This is a genomic window from Pseudomonas sp. RW10S2, from assembly GCF_014268985.1.
GTDB lineage: Bacteria > Pseudomonadota > Gammaproteobacteria > Pseudomonadales > Pseudomonadaceae > Aquipseudomonas > Aquipseudomonas wayambapalatensis.
On sequence record NZ_JABWRO010000033.1, the window covers coordinates 1 to 18,987 of the forward strand.

Here is an 18,987-nt window from a genome sequence, read left to right on the forward strand (position 1 = left end):
CTGGCGGACGAAGCGATCGCCCGCCACGCCGCTATCGAAGCTTTCCTGCGCCAGTCGGCGGCGGAGCCGAGCGGCGCCCGACAAACCCTGGATCACATGCGCAAGGTGCTGGCATGAACGAGGAGCGCCCATGAAGAGTCACGAACTGAAAAGCCTGCAGACCCTGCGCCAATTGCGTGAACAGCGGGCGTCGGCGCAACTGGCCGCGCAGCGCCAGCTCTGTCGCGAAACCCATGCGGCCCTCGACGACGCCCGCCAGCGGCTGTGTCTGGCGCGGGAAACCTCCGCGCTCGAGGCAGAAAAACTCTACGGTCGCTTCAGCGAGGGGCTGTCGGTCAAGGCCTGGCTTGCCGCGCAAGTGCACCTGTCGGAGCTGGAGGACGAACAGGATACGCTGCTGGGTAATCTGGACGAGGCCCACGACTATCACCAGCAGCAGGAGCAGACCCAGGAGAGCCTGCGTCAGGCCCATGTCGCTCGCCAGCGCCAGGCCGATGCCTGGGATTCCCTGGTCGAAGGTCACGCCTTGGGCGAGCGCCGCGTAGGGGAAGCGCAGGATGAAGGCGAAGACCTGTTTGCCCCCTTGCTGGATCTCACGCCTTGACCCTGCAGACCACCGAGGTGCCCGCCGACGCGCTGGCCTTCGAGCACAGCCTGGAGCGCCTTGACCCGCATTGGCAAGCCCTGCACCAGCGCCTGCATCGGCCGCGCCAGCCCTGGCAGGGGCAGTTGGGCGGGGAGCCGCTGAGTGTCGCCTGGGCGTCGAGTGGTGTGGCGATGGATGAACCCCAGCTTGAGTTGTGGCTGTCGCTGGGCGACTCGCCCGTGCAGCTGCTCGTGCCGGCCCGTGCCCTCGATCTGCTCGGCTTGCCCGAGGGGCTGGTGCTGCCGAGCCTGCCCGCGGCGCTGTTGCTGGAGCAGGCGCTGCTGACGCTGATCGCGCCGCTGGAGCAGTTGTTCGCGCAGCCCATCCGCGTGCTCGACCGCGCGCTCGCGCAGTGCGTCGAGCTGGCGCCGCTGAGCCTTGACCTGGCGGTGCACCTGGGTGACAGCGCGCTGGCGGTGCAATTGCGCTGCGATACAGCGACCTGGGCCGAGATCGCCCTATTGCTGGAACAGCATGCCACCCCCATGCCCCACGACCTCGGTGGCCTGGCGCTGACGCTGGGCGTCGACGGCGGCGAAGCCTGGCTCAGCCTGGCCGAGCTGCGCAGCCTGCTGCCGGGCGATGTAGTCATGCTCGACCCCTGGTCGAACGATCATCTGCGCCTGCACCTGGACGACCAGTGGCAGGCCCGTGTGCAGCGCGACGGACAACGCCTGCAACTACTCGAACCCCCTATCACCGCGCTTGCCTTGAAGGAGCGACACATGAGCGAACAGGGCACCGGGCCGAGCCTGGACAGCAGCCTTGACGAGCTGCAACTGAAACTGGTCTGCCAGGTCGGCAGCGTCGAGTTGAGCCTGGCGCAACTGCGCGAGCTGGGCGTGGGCAGCGTGCTGGAGCTGGCGCCGCGGATGCACGAAGGCGTCGACCTGATGATCAACGGCCGACGCGTCGGCCAGGGCCAATTGGTGAAGATCGGCGACGGCCTGGGCGTGCGCCTGCTGAGCTTTGCCGCATCATGAGTGGCTACCAGCCAAACCTGATCGAGATCATCCTGGTCGTCGCCTCCATCGGCCTGATTCCGCTGGCGGTGGTGACCCTGACCGGGTTCCTGAAGATCTCCGTGGTGCTGTTCCTGATCCGCAACGCCCTGGGTGTGCAGCAGACGCCGCCGAACCTGGTGCTCTATGGCATCGCGCTGATCCTGTCGGTGTACGTCACCACGCCGGTGATCGGCGACATGTACCGGGCCGCGCAAAGCCACGGCCTGCAACTGGAGAACGCCGAGCAGCTCAAGGAGCTGGGCGAGGCGATCAGGCCGCCCTTGCAGGCGCACCTGTCGCGCTTCGCCAACGAGAGCGAGCGCGGTTTCTTCGTGCAGGCTACGCAGAACGTGTGGTCCGAAGAGGCCCGGGCCGAGTTGCGCGACGACGACTTGGTGGTGCTGATCCCGGCGTTCGTCAGCTCCGAGCTGACGCGGGCGTTCGAGATCGGTTTCCTGTTGTACATCCCCTTCCTGGTGGTCGACCTGCTGGTATCCAACGTGTTGATGGCGATGGGTATGTCGATGGTGTCGCCGACGCTGATCTCGATACCGCTGAAGCTGTTCCTCTTCGTTGCGCTGAGCGGCTGGTCGCGCTTGATGCATGGTCTGATTCTGAGCTACGGGAGCTGAGCCGATGGGACAGGACGTGTTCCTTTCGTTGATGAAGCAGGCGCTGATGACGGTGTTGCTGCTGTCGGCGCCAGCGCTGGGGGTGGCGATCATCGTCGGCCTGAGCGTGGGCCTCTTGCAGGCACTGACGCAGATCCAGGACCAGACCCTGCCGCAAGTGGTCAAACTGGTGGCGGTGCTGCTGCTGATCGTCTTCGTCGGCCCGCTGCTGGCCGGGCAGGTGATGGGGCTGGGCAACCAGGTGCTGGACAACTTCGCGCTGTGGACGCGCTGACCGGGCATGGACGCAGGTTTCGTCAATGCCTTTCTGGAGATCGCCTACCCGGTGATCAGTTCGGCCGCGCTCTCCACGGCCCGTGCCATGGGCTTGGTGGTGATCACCCCGGCCTTCAACCGCTTGGGCCTGACCGGGATGATCCGCACCTGCGCCGCCGTGGCGATTTCGGTGCCGATGTTCCTGCCGGTGTTCTCGGCCTTTACCGCCTCGCCTGAGCTTGGCGGATTCTGGCTGGCGGGCTTGCTGATCAAGGAGTTCCTGGTCGGGTTGGTGGTCGGTCTGTTGTTCGGCATCCCGTTCTGGGCGGCGGAAGTGGCGGGGGAGCTGATCGACCTGCAGCGGGGCTCGACCATGGCGCAACTGGTGGATCCGCTGTCGTCGGGAGAGTCGGGGGTGATGGCAACCTTGCTCACCGTGATGCTGATCGCGCTGTATTTCATGTCGGGTGGTTTCATCCTCATGGTCGATGGCTACCTGCACAGCTACCAGTTATGGCCGGTGACCCAGTTCACGCCGTTGTTCGCCGGTTCCGCGCTGACGGCGGTGCTGTCGATCCTCGACCAGGTGATGCGCATCGGGGTGCTGATGGTGTCGCCGTTGCTGATTTCGTTGCTGATCACCGACCTGATGCTCGCCTACCTTTCGCGCATGGCGCCGAGCCTGCACATCTTCGACCTGTCGCTGCCGGTGAAGAACCTGTTCTTCACCCTTCTGATGGTGGTCTACATCGGCTTCCTGGTGCCGCTGATGCTCGATCAGCTTGCGGAGTTTCGCGGCACGGTCGGGGTGCTGCAGAGCCTGGTGGAGGGGGGCAATGGCTGACACCAGCGAAGAGAAGTCGCAGCCGGCAACGGACAAGAAACTCAAGGACGCGCGCAAGAAGGGCCAGGTCGCCAAGAGCCAGGACCTGGTTTCGGGGGTGGTGATCCTGCTCTGCACCCTGTGCATCGCCATCCTCGCGCCACGGGCCAAGGCCCAGGTCACGGCACTGGTGGACCTGACCGCGCAGATCTACATCGAACCCTTCGCCACGGTGTGGCCGCGCCTGCTCGATACCGCCGAGCAACTGCTGATCGGCATCACCCTGCCGGTGATGGCGGTGACGGTGACGGCCGTGGTGCTGACCAACCTGGTGACCATGCGCGGGCTGGTGTTCTCGGTCGAGCCGCTGAAGCCGGATTTCAAGCGCATCAACCCGGCCGAGGGCTTCAAGCGGATCTTCGCCATGCGCAACGTGGTGGAATTCCTCAAGGGCCTGGTGAAGGTGCACTTGCTGGGGCTGGCGTTCTATGTGGTCGGGCGCCATGCGCTGCAGGCGTTGATGGAGTCGTCGCGGTGTGGGCCGGAGTGCCTGCAGTCGACCTTCCTGCTGGTGCTCAAGCCGCTGGTGTTCACGGTGCTGGCGGCGTTTCTGGTGCTGGGGGCGGCGGATGTGCTGATGCAGCGCTGGCTGTTCGGCCGCGACATGCGCATGACTCGCAGCGAGCAGAAGCGCGAGCGCAAGGATACCGATGGCGATCCGTTGATCAAGCGCGAGCTGCGCCGCCAGCGCCAGGAAATGCAGGCCATGGCGACCAAGCTGGGGCTGGGCCGGGCGTCGTTGATGGTGGGGGTGGCGGGTGGTTGGGTGGTGGGTTTGCGCTATGTGCGCGGCGAGACCCCGGTGCCGGTGGTGGTGTGCCAGGCAGACCCTGAAGACAGCGTGCGGATGCTTGGCGAAGCTGCACAACTGGGGATCCCCCATGCCATGGATGCCCGCCTGGCAGCGGAGCTTGCCCGGCGCACCGTGGCGGGGGACCCGGTGCCGGACAGCACCTTCCAGACCGTGGCGGATCTGTTGGTGGCTGCGCGGTTGATCTGAGCACCTTTGACGCCTTCAGCGTGCCGCTATCGAGAGCTTGCGGGAGCTCGGCGACCAGGTTGCGCGACCGACATCAAAGGCTCATGGAAGTCTGATCCCAGGCGAGCTCGACCTCTAGAACGCACCACCTTGGCAAATTACAAAACGGTCTCACCTGTGTGAAAACTGTGTGTTGACCAGGCGCTCCTGACGACGCTGATCCCAGGCCTGACTGGTGCGCCTGGGGGCTTCCTCCGGTGGGCTGGTCAACTGCGACAGGCTGGCGGTGATGCGTCCGGCCCAGAATCGCGCGCCCTGTTCCTGGGCCTCGTGCATGGCCTGATTAAGCAGTTCCTGGGCTTGCGCCTGGCGTTCGGGCGAATCGGGCCTGGCCAGCAGTTGGGCCTTGATGCGCAACAGCTCGGGACGGAACCAGCGTTCCTGGCGAGCGGCGGTCACGGCCAGGGTCTGGTCGAGGATCTCGATGGCCAACTGCTCCAGGCCCAGTTGCGCCAGACCTTGGGCGTACTCGCTGCGCACCAGGTTGTACAGCGGGCTGTCGCCGATCGCATGGAGCTGGTCGAGTGCTTCGCCCAGGCCGCGCACGCCATCTTCGGCATTGCCCTGGCGGATCAGCAGGATGTGCTCGAAGCACCGAGCGAACAGGCGCCATACCGGCATCTCGTGGTGCCCCAGGCTGTCCTTGAGGCGGGCAAGAAACTCGCGGCTGCGCTTTTCGTGGCCGACCAGCAGGGTGATGGGGATCGCGCTCAGGCTCAGGGTGTACCAGAGGCTGGCCGGGTGGTGCTGGGTCAACGCCGCCTCGACGTTGGCCTCGATGGTCAGCAGGGCCTGACCGACCTGGCCTTGCAGCAACTGCACCTGGGCCTTGAGTGAGCGCGCGGCGATCCCCTGGTCGAAGTGGCTGTCGATGACGTGGGCGCGGGGCATCATCGGGAAACTCAGGGCTTCGCTGATCGCCTGGCGGGCGCCATCGAAGTCGGCCATCTGGAACAGCGGCGTTGCACGCATGCGTCGGCCGAGCATGCGCCGCTCGAGGATGCCGGTGCGTTCGCTGAGCTGGATGTACTGGTTGGCCAGGTCCAGCGCCTCGGCGTGCTGGTTGCTGCAGCAGTGGTCGTGCCAGAGGCCCCACAGGCCGCGCAGTTCATGCTCGGTGTCGCCCAGGGTACGGGCGTCTTCGATCACCTGCTGCCAGGCGTCGCGGATCGACTGCCCGGCACCGCGGGTCAGGGCCATGACGCTGGCCGAGAGGGTCAGCAGGAGCATGCGCTGGCGAGGTGTGATGGCCTCGAAACGCAGTCCGCGGTCGACCCAGGCGTGGCATTCATCGACCCGCGACAGGCGCAGCCACAGCGGCACGCTCATCAGCGTGAGTTCGACGCCGAGGCAGGCGTCGCCCTGGTCGCTGAAACACCAGTCCAAGGCGCTGCGTACGCTGTCGCTGCCGGGGCTGTGCAGGGCCAGCCAGCTGTCGCTGTCCAGGCGCTCCAGGTCTTGCACCGCGCGGCGTTGCTCCTGAAGGGTGTATTGCGCGTGGCGCTGGGCGATAGCATCAGTCTCGTCATGCAGAGCCAGCTGCTGCGCTGCGTACACGCGGGCGGTGTGGTGCAGGCGGTAGCGCTTGATCGGTTGCGCGCCGGCGGCCACCAGCAGTGACTTGTCCATCAGGCTTTCCACCAGCCAGGCGGTGTCCTGGAACGGGCCCGGCTGGACCTCGACCACCGCCTTGGCGGCGGCGAGGGTGAAGCTGCCGGTGAACACCGACAACTGCCGGAACATCGCCTGCTCCTGCGTGCACAGCAGGGCGTGGCTCCACTCCAGCGAGGCTTGCAGGGTGCGGTGGCGGGGCAGGGCGGTACGCCGGCCGGCCATCTGCAGGCGGAAGTCGCCATCGAGCAGTTCGACCAGATAGGCCAGGCCAAAGGCGCGGACGTGGCTGGCGGCGATCTCGATGGCCAGCGGATTGCCGTCGAGGGTGCGGCACAGTGCGAGCGCCGCCGGCACGTCGGCATCGCCGAAGGCAAAGTCTGTGTCGTGCGCTGCGGCACGTTCGACGAACAACTGGACGGCGGGGCTGAGCAGGGCCTGGGCGGCGCACAGCACGTGATCGTTTGCGGGGCAGGGCAGCGGCGCGACCTCGTGGACGCATTCGCCTTCGGCGTGCAGGGCTTCGCGGCTGGTGACCAGGATATGGCAGCCCGGCGCCTGTTGCCGCAGGGCTTCGACCAGGGTCGCGGTGGCTTCGAGCACGTGGTCGCAGTTGTCCAGGATCAGCAGGTGGCGGGCTTCGTCGAGCAGGGAGGCGATCAGCGCCACGGCGTCTTGTGCGGTGCTATCGATGCCCAGGGCCGCCGCCACCATGTCGGCGACGCAGGCAGGCTGGTCAGCCTCGGTGAGGTCGACGAAGGTGCGCCCCTCGCTGAAGTCTTCGGCCATGGCGTGGGCGAGCGTCAGTGCCAGGGTGGTCTTGCCGATACCGCCGGTGCCGGTGAGGGTGAGCAGGCGGCGGCTGCGCAGGGTTTCGGCCAGGCTCTGGCGAATGTCGTCGCGGCCGATGACGCTGCTGCCAAGGCTCGGGAGATCGTTGCCGGTCTTCGTTGCGAGCAGGGGTTGTGGCGCCATTTCACGGATGGTCACCGGGGCCACGAAGCGGTAGCCGCGGCCCGGTACGGTGACGATGTAGGTGAAGTCGCCTTCTTCGCCAAGCACTCGGCGCAGGGTGGTCATCTGCGCGCGCAGGTTGCATTCCTCGACGACGACCTTGGGCCAGACCAGCGCCAGCAGCTCGTTCTTTTCCAACAGCTCGCCGGTTCGGCTCGCCAGCGTGACCAGCAGTTGCAGCGCACGGCTGCCCAACTGCACCAGTTCCCCGTCCTTGAACAGCAGATGCTGTTGGGGGTAGAGCACGAAGGACCCAAAGCACAGGGCGTTTTCCGGATCGGGGGTATCCAGGGCGTCCAGGGCGACAATCTTTCCGGGCTTGGTCTTGGTCAGGGGCATGATTAAACCTTTATGAATGAGTTAGTTATTGGCGGTCTTGAAGGGCGCCTTTGTTGTTTCACATGTTCAGGATAAACAGCACGATCCGACGTAAAGGTCTGTCTTGGCGGCACGGGCGAACTTCGATAGCCAAGGGCCATTCGTTTGTCATTGTTCGTTCATGTTTCGCAAGGCACGGCGCGGAAGGACTCCGCGGCGGATCAAGTTCTGGCAAGTATCGTGCCATGGATCCAATGATTATCAGGTAACGGGCGTCCTTGAACTTTCGCGAAACGATGCGCACGGCAGAGGGCGGTCGTTGTTTTATTCGGAATTCCGAATGTTTCATTCGTATGACGTTCGGGTTGCCGAATGAGTGAGGCTGTGGACGTGCTTTACAGGACGACGACGGCGAATGGAGGCTTTGTAAATCGCGGGCTGCACGGATCATGACGGTGTGTACTGACAAAAAGCCGAATAGCGCCTGGCGGTTCCCCGCCATACCTGGCAAAGGGTGTTAAGTGTGTGCGCGATGCGCAGCCACGGCGCGATTCATTGTTGGGCGGGGATAAACTGACCCCCTATGGATACTATTTAGATCATCCTTTTGTGTTGTTTATTAGTTGGCGGTAATCCGCCATCGCGAAGTTTGTGAACACATTCGCAGTTGTCATCTTTGTCATGAAACAAATGGCGGGTTTGCGGTAGGGTTTGCGGTCGTCTTTCGCAAACAGTCATGCGCACGCAGTTTGTTATTGGCTGTTTTTATTGGGAAAGTTTGGAAGTTTCGAGTAATTGCTCGAAAACGTTACGCGGGCCACCATTTTTTTGCACCACAACAGGTCGTGGCGACAAACCGCCACGCATGACAACACCCCGGGGCCGGGGTGCAGAAAGGCGGGAAGATCAGGGATGTGGGGCGGCGTTATCGGCTGCTCAGGCCACGCCGCCGTTGGCGCGCAGGATCTGGCCGTTGACCCAGCCGCTGTCGGGGCCGGCGAGGAAGGCGACGACACCGGCGATATCCTCTGGCTGGCCCAGGCGGCCCAGGGGCGGAGCCTGAGTGGCGGCCTGGATCTGCTCGGGCGTCTTGTCGGCCAGGAACAGATCGGTTTCCACCGGGCCAGGGGCCACGGCATTGACGGTGATGTTGCGACCGCGCAGCTCCTTGGCGAACACCTGGGTGAAGGCCTCGACCGCGGCCTTGGTGCCGTTGTAGATGGCGTAGCCTGGCATTTTCAGGGCCAGCGTGGTGCTGGTCAGGTTGATGATGCGCCCGCCGTCGTTCAGGCGTGTGGCTGCAGCGCGCAGGGTGTTGAACACGCCCTGGGTGTTGATCGCGAAGTTGCGGGCGTACAGCTCGTCGCTGGTCTGCGCCAAGGGCGCGACCTTGAGGATGCCGGCGTTGTTGACCAGCACATCGATGCGACCCAGTTGCCGCTCGAGGGTGTCGAACAGGGTTTGCACCTGGCCTGCGCTGGACACATCGGCCTTGAGGGCGATGGCCTTGCCGCCGGCCTGGCGGATCTCGCTCACCAGCGCATCGGCTTCGTCATCGTTGCTGGCGTAGTTGATCGCCACGGCGAAGCCGTCACGGCTGAGGCGGCGGGCGATGGCGGCACCGATGCCGCGCGAGGCGCCGGTGATCAAGGCTACTTGAGAGGTCATGCTGGGCATCCTTCTGAGTGGGTGTGGGAAGGAGTGTGGACTGTTGGCGAAAAAAGATAATTGCGCGGCAGGTGCGATCAGTGTTCCATTTGCTTTAATTATCGCCTTGGCGTCTTTTCCCTTGCGAAGCAAGCGTAGCCGCCACCTTCCAGGAGAACCCGTCCATGGATCGCTTCCAGGAAATGCAGGTGTTCGTGCGTATCGCCGAGCGCGGCAGTTTTTCCCAGGCCGCCGAAGACCTGCAGATCCCGCGGGCCACCGTCACCAACCTGATCAAGCGCCTGGAGCAGCGCCTCGGCGTGCGCCTGCTCGAGCGCACCACCCGGCATGTGCGCATGACCCACGATGGCGAGGCCTACTACCACCGATGCGTGCGCCTGTTGCTGGACCTCGAGGAGACCGAAAGCGCCTTTCGCAATGCCCCGCCCAAGGGCCTGCTGCGGGTCAACCTGCAGGGCACCCTGGCCAAGCATTTCGTCATGCCGGCGCTGGGTGGGTTTTTGGCGCAGTACCCGGACATCACCCTGCGCATCGGTGAGGACGACCGCCTGGTCGATCTGGTGCGCGAAGGCGTGGACTGCGTGCTGCGGGCGGGCCTGCTGCAGGATTCGTCGTTGATCGGCCGACAGGTCGCCAGCCTTGAACAGGTGACCGTGGCAAGCCCCGAGTACCTCGCGCAACACGGCACGCCCGCGACGCTGGACGACTTGCAGCAGCATTTCGCGGTGGATTACCTGTCCAGCGCCACCGGCAGGGCGGTGCCCCTGGAGTTCAGGGTCGGTCGTGAGGTGGTGGAGCGTTTGTTGCCAGCGAGGGTTTCGGTGACCGGCGTTGACCTGTACACCGGCGCGGCGCTGTCGGGGCTGGGGATCGTTCAGGTCCCGCGCTACCGGATTGTCCAGGAACTGGCGGCCGGCAGCCTGCGCGAAGTGTTGCCGGACTGCCCGCCACCGCCGATGCCGGTGTCGGTGGTGTACCCACAGAGCCGACAACTGTCGGCGCGGGTGCGGGTGTTTTCGCAGTGGTTGGCGGCGCAGTTAGGGCAAGGTCGCTGACCGGGTGACCGACGGTGAGGGAATAAACCGGCGTGGCGGGCGTTTACGAGCTGAAAACCCCAACGACCGGAGTCGTCACCATGCCCCACCTGCGTACCCTTGCCCACGGCACTCTGCTTCTCGGCACCCTTGGCCTGGCCAAGCGCTGAGCAGGCTCAGCCTGCGCTGAACAGTGCACGTGCTTCGTCGAAGCACTGTTCGGCGATGGCCGAGCGTGGTTCGCTGCGACGCAGCAACAGGCCCACCGGGCTGTGAATGCTGGCGTCGGCCACCGGGATGATGCGCAGGTGTTCGCTCAGCTCTTCCAGGCCGCAGTCCAGCGGCATCACCGCGCAGCAGATGCCGGCGTTCAGTGCCTGGATCAGTTGGAAGGTCGAGTCGCTTTCCAGCACGGCCTGGGGTTCCAGGCCGCGGCTGCGAAAGCTCAGGTCCAGCGACTGGCGGTAGTGCATGCCTTTGCTCAGCAGGCCCAGCGGCAGGCCGTCGAGGTCTTCCCAGCGCAGTTGCTCGGCGTCGAACTGGAAGTGTCGGGTATCGTGCAGCAGGCCCATGGTGGTGGTGCCCAGCTCGATCACATCGAAGAAGCTGACATTGACCTGGTCGAGGTAGCAGATGCCCAGGTCGAGCTGGTTGCGGCTCAGGCCGTCGATGATCTGCTCCGAACTCAGCGAGCTCAGCTGGAAGTGCAGTTCGGGGTATTTCTCGCGCAGCGGCAGCAGCAACTCCATCGGGTTGAAGCTGGCCAGCGGCACGGTGCCCAGGCGCAGGCTGCCGACCACCTGGCCGCGGCAACTGGCGGCCTCGGCCTGCAGGCCGTCGTGGGCGGCGAGCAGGGTCTTGGCCCAGGCCAGGATGCGCTCGCCGGCTTCGGTGAAGCCCTCGAAACGCTGGCCGCGCTTGACCAGCACCAGGTCGAGCTCATCCTCCAGGTTGCGCAGGCGCATCGACAGGGTCGGCTGGGTGATGTGGCACAGCGCGGCGGCCTGGCCGAAGTGGCGGGTCTGGTCGAGGGCGATGAGGAACTTGAGCTGCTTGATGTCCATGGTCGGGCCTGACGATAGAGAAGGACTGCACGACACGTCTTATCGACTGGACGCTCGCGCCGGGCCCCTAGCCTGACGCAAAAAACCCTGTGTAGACAAATCTTGTGAGCGGCCGTCCCTAGCTCAACACATGCTTCACCGGCTCCAGCACCGGCGGCAGCGGCTCGCCCAGCGCAGACAGCACATCGCGCTCCAGCGTGCGCACCATGGCGTCGGTGGGCAGGTCGTTCTCGTCGCGGCCGAACGGGTCTTCCAGTTCGTTGCCGATCGCATCCAGGCCAAGGAAGGTGTAGCTGACGATGGTGGTGAACAGCGGCGCGAGCCAGCCCAGGGGCTGGGCCAGGGCGAACGGCAACAGCAGGCAGAAGATATAGATGGTGCGGTGCAGCAGCAGGGTGTAGGGGAACGGCAGCGGCGTACCCTTGATCCGCTCGCAGGTCGCCTGCACCTCCGACAGCCCCAGCAGGCGTTGCTCGAGCAGGGTATAGCGGAATTCGCTGATGTGCTGCTGGGTGGCCAGGTGCGAGCAGTGCGCGCCGATCTGGCGCAGGATGCCGTCGCAGACATTGTGTTCGGTGCCGACTGCGCCCTCGGCTAGCCACGGCTTCGCGCCACGCAGTTCGTCCTCGTTGCGCAGGCGGGCGTTCAGCGCATGGGCGAAGCCGCACAGGCTGCGCAGCAGCTCACGTCGCAGGGCCGGATCTGCGATCACCACGCTTTCGCGGATGAACGAGCGAGTCTCGATGATCATCCGCCCCCAGGCCTTGCGCCCCTCCCACCAGCGGTCGTAGCAGGCGTTGTTGCGAAAGCTCATGAAGATCGACAGCGACAACCCGAGCAGGGTGAAGGGCGTGGCGCTGACCGGGTAGAACAGCGCCGGGTAGCGTCGCTCGACCAGCACGATCAGCGCTGCCAGCAGGGTCACCATCAGGCAGCGCAGGGCGATGCGCTTGACGATCGAGCCGCGCAGGGTGAACAGCATGCGCAGCATGTCGGTGTTGGAATGGACGATCAAGGCGGTTCCAGAGACGGCCGATCAGCCGCCGGTCATGTTCATGAAGCGCAGGATCTGCACCTCGCCACCCACCTCGAAGTGATGGCGGTAGGGCTTGAGGTGCACGGCGTCGCGAATCGCTTGCTCCAGGCGCTCGCTGTCGCCGGGATGGCTGCGCAGGACCTGTTTGAGGTCCATCGAATGCTCGTTGCCCAGGCACAGCAGCAACCGGCCTTCGACGGTCAGGCGCACGCGATTGCAGGTGGCGCAGAAGTTGTGGCTGTGCGGCGAGATGAAACCGACCCGCGTCTGCGGCGCTTCGGCCAGGCGCCAGTAGCGGGCCGGGCCTTGGGAGGATTCGGCCGATTCGATCAGGGTGAAGTGCGGTTCCAGGCGCTCGCGCACATCGTCGCTGGAGTAGAACGACTCGCCACGCTCGTGCTCGCTGATCACGCCCAACGGCATTTCCTCGATGAAGGTGATGTCCAGTTCGCGGTCGATGGCAAAGCGCACCAGGTCGACGATTTCATCGTCATTGCGGCCCTTGAGCACCACGCAGTTGAGCTTGGTACGGCGGAAGCCTGCCTGGCGCGCAGCGTCGATGCCGGCGATCACCTGGGCCAGGTCGCCGGTGCGGGTCAGGGCCTTGAAGCGTTGTGCATCGAGGCTGTCGAGGCTGATGTTCAGGCGTGTGACGCCAGCATCGAACAGCGGTTGGGCCAGTCGGCCAAGCTGCGAACCATTGCTGGTCATGCACAGCTCGCGCAGGCCGGGCAGGGCGGCGATGCGCCCGCACAGGTCGACGATGCCCTGGCGTACCAGCGGCTCGCCACCGGTCAGGCGGATCTTGCGGGTGCCCAGTGCGACGAAGCGCTCGGCGACCTGGTAGAGCTCTTCGAGGCTGAGGATCTGCTGGCGGGGCAGGAACTGCATGTCTTCGGCCATGCAGTAGACGCAGCGGAAGTCGCAGCGGTCGGTCACCGACATTCGCAGGTAGTCGATTTTTCGGTTGAAACCGTCGATCAGGGCCTGGCTGCTGTGTTCCACGTTCGCGCTCGGAAGGGTGGGGTGGGGTAATGTCCACGCTATAACCTGCAGGCACGGGCGTCAAATTGCTTTGCCCGACCGTTTGATAGGCGTGATCTATCAAGCGATCGGTAAGGGCGCATCAGGCCGCTGCCGTGATCTTCTCACCGATACACCGGAAACGCCGTGGTGTACTTGATCTGTTCCATGGCAAAGCTGGACGTGATGTTCGACAGCCCGTCGGTGCTGGTGATCAGCTTCTTGTAGAAGCGGTCGTAGGCGGCAATGTCGCTGACCACCACCCGCAGCATGTAGTCCCAGTCGCCGGACATGCGGTAGAACTCCATCACTTCCTCGAAACCGGTCACGGTCCTGGCGAAATGCTCGAGCCAGGCGCTGTCGTGGCGCTGGGTCTTGAGCTGGACGAACACGCTCAGGCCCAGGTTGATGCGCTCGGGGTCGAGCAGGGCGACGCGGCCGCGGATATAGCCTTCATCCTCCAGGCGCTTGACCCGTTTCCAGCAGGGTGTGGTAGTCAGGTTGACCGCCTCGGCCAGGTCTTTGAGGGAGATCGAGGCGTCGCGCTGGAGCAGGGTGAGGATGTGCTGGTCGAAACTGTCCATGGCGATTGCTGCCGAATTTGCAGAATAAGTTTCTCGAGAGTAGCTCAATCGGGGAATCGCTTGCTACGTCTGGCGCTGTTGCAGCGGCTCGGACCGGGATATGCGATAGTGGCGGTTTTCTACCTGACCCCTTCAGTCAACGGATCCGACCATGGCCGAAAAACCGCGCAATTTCGCCACCCGCACCATCCACGCCGGCGAGCAGTCCAGCGTCGCCGACAACGCTATCTTCCCGGCCATCGTCACCTCCAGCTCGTTCATCAAGCGCGGCCTGGACGATAACCCCGAATACGCTTACAGCCGCGTCAGCAACCCGACCCGGCACGCTTATGAAACCTGCGTCGCAGCCCTGGAAGAGGGTGTCGGTGCGGTCGCTTGTGCGTCGGGCGTGAGCGCCACTGCCACGGTGCTCGAGCTGCTGCCCAAGGATGCCCATGTGGTGGTGATGAATGGCGTCTATGGCGGCACCTTCCGCCTGATGGAGGACTACCGGGCACACACCTGCGGCCTGACCACCACCTATGTCGACCTCAACGACCTGGACGCCGTCGCCGCAGCGATCCGCCCGAATACGAAGATGATCTGGCTGGAGTCGCCGACCAACCCGCTGCTGCACCTGGTGGACATCAAGCCGCTGTGCGACCTGGCCCGCGAGCGCGGCATCCTCACCTGCATCGACAACACCTTCTGCTCGCCGTGGAACCAGCAACCGATCACCCTGGGGGTGGACCTGGTGATGCACTCGGCGAGCAAGTACATCGGCGGCCATTCCGACCTGACTGGCGGGGTGGTGGTGGCGGGCAATCCTGAACTGCTGGCGCGCCTGCGCAAAATCAGCATGGCGGTGGGCGCGATCCAGGGCCCGTTCGACTGCTACCTGGCCCTGCGCGGTCTGAAGACCCTCGATGTGCGCATGGAGCGCCAGAGCGCCAACGCCCTGCGTGTGGCGCAGTACCTGGAGCAGCACCCGCAGGTCGAGCAGGTCTTCTACCCAGGCCTTGCGAGCCATCCGCAGCATGCGCTGTGCCAGCGCCAGATGCGCACTGGCGGGGCGGTGGTGGCACTGCGTGTGAAGGGTGACCGTGCCGCGGTCAATCGCCTGGTCGAAGCGTTGTCGATCTTCGTCCTGGCTGACTCGCTGGGCGGTGTGGAGAGCATGATCAACCATTCCTGGACCATGTCGCACAACTCGCTCAGCCCGGAGCAGAAGGGCGTGATGGGTATCAGCGAGAACCTGGTGCGGTTGTCGATGGGGATCGAGGATTACCGCGACCTGATCGATGACCTTGAGGCGGGGTTGCGGGCGGCCGCGACGGCGTAGCAGCAAATATCGTAGGAGCGGCGGTTCGGCGCCCCGACTTGCCCGCGAAAAGCACATCGCGGTGTCTGGCACCGGCCAAGCCGGTGTTCGCAGGCAAGCCAGCTCCTACCACAAACCAGTGAGTTCGATTGAAAGGGCTCAACCCTTGGGCGGATGAATGATCCGCTCGATCTTGTCCTTGATCAGCAGACGTTCCTTGCGCAGGCGGTTGACCGCCTCGTCGTTGGTGCCGTTGCCTTCGGCGGCCAGCACTTCCTTGTCCTTGGCGTTGTATTCCTTGTGCAGCTTGTGCAGGTCCTGATCCTTGTCGATCAGGGCCTGGAATTTGTCTTCGGTAATGTGCAGGTCGGCTAGCAGATCGTGCGGGACTGGCATCTCTTCACCTCTGTTTCAGGGGTTGGTAAAAGTCCTGATCCTTCAGGATAGCTGCGTTTGCCGAAGGCGGGAGCGGTTCGCCGGGCATGGCTGCAGCGTCGCAACGCGGCTGAATGGCAGCTGAATGAACTTTAATTAATCATGAAAGACGCATGACAACTGATTGTTGGCGTCTTTTTCACAAAAAATTGATGCTACGCTTTCTAAAGTTCGGCCAACTTCCCAAGGTGCCCGCCCGGGTACGCCTGGTCGCTTCTAAACTCTGATTGCGAACGCCATGTTGAAAATCAAATCACTGCGGACCGAGTGGGTCACGCTGCTGGCCAGCCTTTACCTGTTGATCGGCCTCAATCTGTTCCTCTGGGAGCATCTGGAGACCATCCTGCCCTCCGGCATGGTTGGGCTGTGGCTGGGCCTGGCGTTTGCCGTACTGATGTTGTTCGCCTTCAACCTGATATTGACGTTGTTGGCCTTCAAGTATGTGTTGAAACCGGTATTGATTGTGCTTTTCATGAGTGGTGCCGGTGTCGCCTACTTCATGAATCAATATGGCGTACTTATTGATGCCGGGATGTTCCGCAATGTCGCCGAAACCAATATCGAGGAAGTGCGTGACTTGCTGTCGTTGAAGTTCGCACTTTATATGCTGGGGTTGGGCGTCGTGCCGTCGTTGTTGCTCTGGAAGGCGCGCATCGCCTACCGCCCCTGGCACCGCGAGCTGCTGGGCAAGCTCATCGTCAGCGGCGCCTGCGTTGCAGCCCTGGGCTCGATCGGCCTGGTCAATTACCAGGGCCTGTCGTCGCTGTTTCGCAATCACCACGAACTGCACTTGATGCTGACCCCCAGCAATATCGTCGGGGCGTCGTTCAGCTATGCCAGCGAAAAGCTCGGCAGCGCTGCCAAACCCTTCCAGAAATACGGCGAAGATGCCCATCGCGATGCCGCCTGGCAGAAGCATGAGCGCAAGTCGCTGACCGTTCTGGTGGTGGGTGAAAGTGCCCGGGCCGAGAACTTCGGTGTGCTGGGTTATGGCCGCGATACCACGCCACGCCTGTCGAAGGAGGCTGGCCTGCTGGGCTTTACCGATGTGCATTCTTGCGGGACCGAGACGGCTGTGTCGGTGCCTTGCATGTTCTCCGGCATGGCACGCAAGGACTACGACCCGAGCCTGGCCAGCCGCCGCGAGGGCCTGCTCGATATCCTCGGGCGTGCCGGCATCGAGGTGCAGTGGCGTGATAACCAGTCCGGCTGCAAAGGCACCTGCGATCGATTCAACTACGTCAACCTCACCAGCGCCAAGGACCCGGTCCTGTGCGCCGATGGCGAGTGCCATGACCAGATCCTGCTGCAGAACCTCGATGCGCTGCTCGACAGCCTCGACAAGGATACCGTGCTGGTGCTGCACCAGATGGGCAGCCATGGCCCTGACTACTACAAGCGTTACCCCGCGGGCTTCGAGCGCTTCACTCCGGTGTGCCGCAGCAACGCCCTGAACCAGTGCAGCCAGCAGGACATCGTCAACAGCTACGACAACACGCTGGCCTACACCGACGAGGTGCTGGCGTCGCTGGTCGACACCCTGCGCAAGCACCAGGACAAGGTCGACACCGCCATGATCTACCTCTCCGACCATGGCGAGTCGCTGGGCGAATACAACCTGTTCCTGCACGGCACCCCGTACATGCTTGCGCCTGACCAGCAGAAGCATATTCCGCTGCTGGCCTGGTTCTCCGACAGCTACCGCCAGGACTTCGCCATCGATACCGACTGCCTGTCGAAGATGCGTGACACGCCGCTGAGCCAGGACAACCTGTTCCACTCGATGCTGGGCCTGCTGCAGGTGCGCACCGAGGTGTACCAGCAGTCGCTGGACATGTTTGCCGGGTGCCGGCCCTGGTTGACGGCCAGGAACTGACAGCGCGCTATCGTTACCGCTGATCGCCACCATGGATGGCCCGGGTTTCACGAGCAGTGCCCGCGCCGTATATACTGCGCGCCAATGTTTGTGGGAGAGCCTTGTGGCCATCGAAATACACTGGATCCGTGACGACCAGACCCTGGCCGAACTCTGCCGGACGTGGCGCACGCTGCCGTTCGTGGCCGTCGACACCGAATTCATGCGGGTCGATACCTTCTATCCCAAGGCTGGCCTGGTGCAGGTCGGCGATGGTCAAAGCGCCTACCTGATCGACCCTCTGCTGATCCGCGATTGGCAGCCGCTGGGCGAATTGCTCGAAGACAGTAGCGTGGTCAAGGTGCTGCACGCCTGCAGCGAAGACCTCGAAGTCCTGCTGCGCCTGACCGGCAAGCTGCCGCAGCCGCTGTTCGATACGCAGTTGGCCGGTGGTTACCTGAACATCGGTTTTTCGATGGGCTATTCGCGCCTGGTCCAGGAAGTGCTGGGTATCGAACTGCCCAAGGGCGAGACGCGCTCCGACTGGTTGCAGCGCCCGTTGTCCGACACTCAGGTCAGCTACGCCGCCGAGGATGCCGTGCACCTGGCGGAGCTGTTCACCGCCCTGCGCCCGCGCCTGTCGGATGACAAGTACGCCTGGGTGCTGGAGGACGGCGCCGAGCTGGTCGCGCAAATGCGCCGTGAAGTCGAGCCCGAAACCCTTTACCGTGACGTCAAGCTGGCCTGGAAACTCGGCCCGCAGCAGTTGGCGGTGCTGCGCGAGCTGTGCGCCTGGCGCGAGCGTGAAGCCCGCAGCCGCGATGTGCCGCGCAGCCGGATCCTCAAGGAACACTCGCTGTGGCCCATGGCCAAGGGGCAGCCCGACACCCTGTCGGCGCTGGCCAAGATCGACGAAATGCACCCGCGCACCATCCGCCAGGACGGCGCAACGCTGCTCGAGTTGATCAAGAACGCCGCCAGCCAGCCCGCCGAGCAATGGCCCGCGGTGCTGCCCGAGCCGCTGCCAATCGAAGCCGCCGGCATTCTCAAGCGCCTGCGCGCCATCGGCCAGGCCGAAGGCGAGCGCCTGCAGATCGCCCCTGAGCTGATGCTGCGCAAGAAGGCCCTGGAAGCCCTGCTCAAGAGCGGCTACCCCAATGGCCCCTATCAATTGCCCGATTCGCTGCGCGGCTGGCGCCGTGAGCGGATGGGCCAGGCCCTGCTGGACGACCTGGCAGGCGCCGGAGAGACTCGATGAAACGTATCTGCTCGATCTACAAGAGCCCGCGCAAGCGCGAAATGTACCTGTATGTGCTCAAGGCCGAGGGCCTGGAGCGCGTGCCTGAGGGCTTGCTGCCGTTCTTCGGTACGCCGGTGCATGCCTTCGACCTGGTGCTGACCCCCGAGCGCAAGCTGGCTCGCGAGGACATCGCCAAGGTGCTGGAGAACCTCGACAACCAGGGTTACCACCTGCAGATGCCGCCGCCGGACGACGACTACATCGAGCACTTGCCCGAAGAGCTGCTGCGCCGCAACGATCCGGCCTGAGCCGGGCGCGAACCCTATCAACAGGCGGCCCTCGACGG

The 18,987-nt window shown here is 64.2% G+C and carries 19 protein-coding genes; 12 read left to right on the top strand and 7 right to left on the bottom strand.

What is annotated here, in order from left to right:
* From HU729_RS25965 to HU729_RS09705, 7 genes are all read left to right on the top strand, one after another.
* On the top strand, positions 1–117 hold a 117-nt coding region (locus HU729_RS25965), incomplete at its 5' end, for a hypothetical protein (protein ID WP_186709746.1).
* Positions 118–130: 13 nt separating this feature from the next.
* On the top strand, positions 131–604 hold the full coding sequence (locus HU729_RS09680; protein WP_186709748.1) for a YscO family type III secretion system apparatus protein: 474 nt from the start codon (positions 131–133) through the stop codon (positions 602–604).
* Positions 601–1,629: a FliM/FliN family flagellar motor switch protein gene (locus HU729_RS09685; protein ID WP_186709755.1), complete on the top strand. Its 1,029-nt coding sequence runs from the start codon at positions 601–603 to the stop codon at positions 1,627–1,629. Before HU729_RS09680 ends, HU729_RS09685 begins: the two co-directional genes overlap by 4 nt.
* Positions 1,626–2,282 (top strand): type III secretion system export apparatus subunit SctR, encoded by a 657-nt coding sequence (gene sctR, locus HU729_RS09690; RefSeq protein WP_063543624.1) that lies wholly within the window; start codon positions 1,626–1,628, stop codon positions 2,280–2,282. The genes HU729_RS09685 and sctR overlap by 4 nt, the downstream gene beginning before the upstream one ends.
* Before the next feature lie 4 nt (positions 2,283–2,286).
* On the top strand, positions 2,287–2,556 hold the full coding sequence (locus HU729_RS09695; protein WP_054892864.1) for a flagellar biosynthetic protein FliQ: 270 nt from the start codon (positions 2,287–2,289) through the stop codon (positions 2,554–2,556).
* A gap of 6 nt (positions 2,557–2,562) precedes the next feature.
* Positions 2,563–3,381, top strand: a complete 819-nt coding sequence (sctT, locus tag HU729_RS09700; protein ID WP_186709757.1) for a type III secretion system export apparatus subunit SctT — start codon at positions 2,563–2,565, stop codon at positions 3,379–3,381.
* The gene (locus HU729_RS09705; RefSeq protein WP_186709759.1) at positions 3,374–4,420 is read left to right on the top strand and encodes an EscU/YscU/HrcU family type III secretion system export apparatus switch protein; all 1,047 of its coding nucleotides are present in this window, start codon (positions 3,374–3,376) and stop codon (positions 4,418–4,420) included. Before sctT ends, HU729_RS09705 begins: the two co-directional genes overlap by 8 nt.
* Positions 4,421–4,570: 150 nt before the next feature.
* Here the strand turns inward: HU729_RS09705 and HU729_RS09710 are convergent, their stop codons facing one another.
* Together HU729_RS09710 and HU729_RS09715 are read right to left on the bottom strand one after the other, a co-directional pair.
* Positions 4,571–7,423, bottom strand: coding sequence for a winged helix-turn-helix domain-containing protein (locus HU729_RS09710; protein WP_186666928.1), 2,853 nt, complete (start codon positions 7,421–7,423; stop codon positions 4,571–4,573).
* 915 nt (positions 7,424–8,338) lie between these two features.
* A complete protein-coding gene (locus HU729_RS09715; RefSeq protein WP_186666927.1) occupies positions 8,339–9,079 on the bottom strand; it encodes an SDR family oxidoreductase in 741 nt (246 codons plus the stop codon).
* A 155-nt stretch (positions 9,080–9,234) separates the two neighbouring features.
* Between HU729_RS09715 and HU729_RS09720 the strand changes: the two genes are divergently transcribed.
* Entirely contained in the window at positions 9,235–10,125 is an 891-nt protein-coding gene (locus HU729_RS09720; RefSeq protein WP_186666926.1) for a LysR family transcriptional regulator, read from the top strand.
* A gap of 155 nt (positions 10,126–10,280) precedes the next feature.
* On the opposite strand, the gene HU729_RS09725 is transcribed toward HU729_RS09720, so the two are convergent.
* From HU729_RS09725 to HU729_RS09740, 4 genes are all read right to left on the bottom strand, one after another.
* Positions 10,281–11,168 (bottom strand): LysR family transcriptional regulator, encoded by an 888-nt coding sequence (locus HU729_RS09725; RefSeq protein ID WP_186666925.1) that lies wholly within the window; start codon positions 11,166–11,168, stop codon positions 10,281–10,283.
* Between the two features lie 118 nt (positions 11,169–11,286).
* Positions 11,287–12,183, bottom strand: a complete 897-nt coding sequence (locus HU729_RS09730; protein WP_186709760.1) for a bestrophin family protein — start codon at positions 12,181–12,183, stop codon at positions 11,287–11,289.
* Positions 12,184–12,204: 21 nt separating this feature from the next.
* Positions 12,205–13,209, bottom strand: coding sequence for a GTP 3',8-cyclase MoaA (gene moaA / locus HU729_RS09735; RefSeq protein ID WP_186709761.1), 1,005 nt, complete (start codon positions 13,207–13,209; stop codon positions 12,205–12,207).
* 143 nt (positions 13,210–13,352) lie between these two features.
* Positions 13,353–13,811 (bottom strand): Lrp/AsnC family transcriptional regulator, encoded by a 459-nt coding sequence (locus tag HU729_RS09740; protein WP_065861420.1) that lies wholly within the window; start codon positions 13,809–13,811, stop codon positions 13,353–13,355.
* 151 nt (positions 13,812–13,962) lie between these two features.
* Here HU729_RS09740 and HU729_RS09745 point away from each other — a divergent pair, with 151 nt between their 5' ends.
* The gene (locus HU729_RS09745; protein WP_186709773.1) at positions 13,963–15,132 is read left to right on the top strand and encodes an aminotransferase class I/II-fold pyridoxal phosphate-dependent enzyme; all 1,170 of its coding nucleotides are present in this window, start codon (positions 13,963–13,965) and stop codon (positions 15,130–15,132) included.
* Positions 15,133–15,270: 138 nt separating this feature from the next.
* Here HU729_RS09745 and HU729_RS09750 read toward each other — a convergent pair whose 3' ends face one another.
* Positions 15,271–15,507, bottom strand: coding sequence for a YdcH family protein (locus tag HU729_RS09750; protein ID WP_054895041.1), 237 nt, complete (start codon positions 15,505–15,507; stop codon positions 15,271–15,273).
* 277 nt (positions 15,508–15,784) lie between these two features.
* Here HU729_RS09750 and HU729_RS09755 point away from each other — a divergent pair, with 277 nt between their 5' ends.
* The 3 genes from HU729_RS09755 to HU729_RS09765 all read left to right on the top strand — a co-directional run bounded on the left by HU729_RS09755 (position 15,785) and on the right by HU729_RS09765 (position 18,949).
* On the top strand, positions 15,785–17,422 hold the full coding sequence (locus HU729_RS09755) for a phosphoethanolamine--lipid A transferase (RefSeq protein WP_186709775.1): 1,638 nt from the start codon (positions 15,785–15,787) through the stop codon (positions 17,420–17,422).
* A 103-nt stretch (positions 17,423–17,525) separates the two neighbouring features.
* Positions 17,526–18,659, top strand: coding sequence for a ribonuclease D (gene rnd, locus HU729_RS09760; RefSeq protein WP_186709777.1), 1,134 nt, complete (start codon positions 17,526–17,528; stop codon positions 18,657–18,659).
* Entirely contained in the window at positions 18,656–18,949 is a 294-nt protein-coding gene (locus HU729_RS09765) for a YcgL domain-containing protein (RefSeq protein ID WP_186666918.1), read from the top strand. The genes rnd and HU729_RS09765 overlap by 4 nt, the downstream gene beginning before the upstream one ends.
* Positions 18,950–18,987 lie beyond the last annotated feature (38 nt).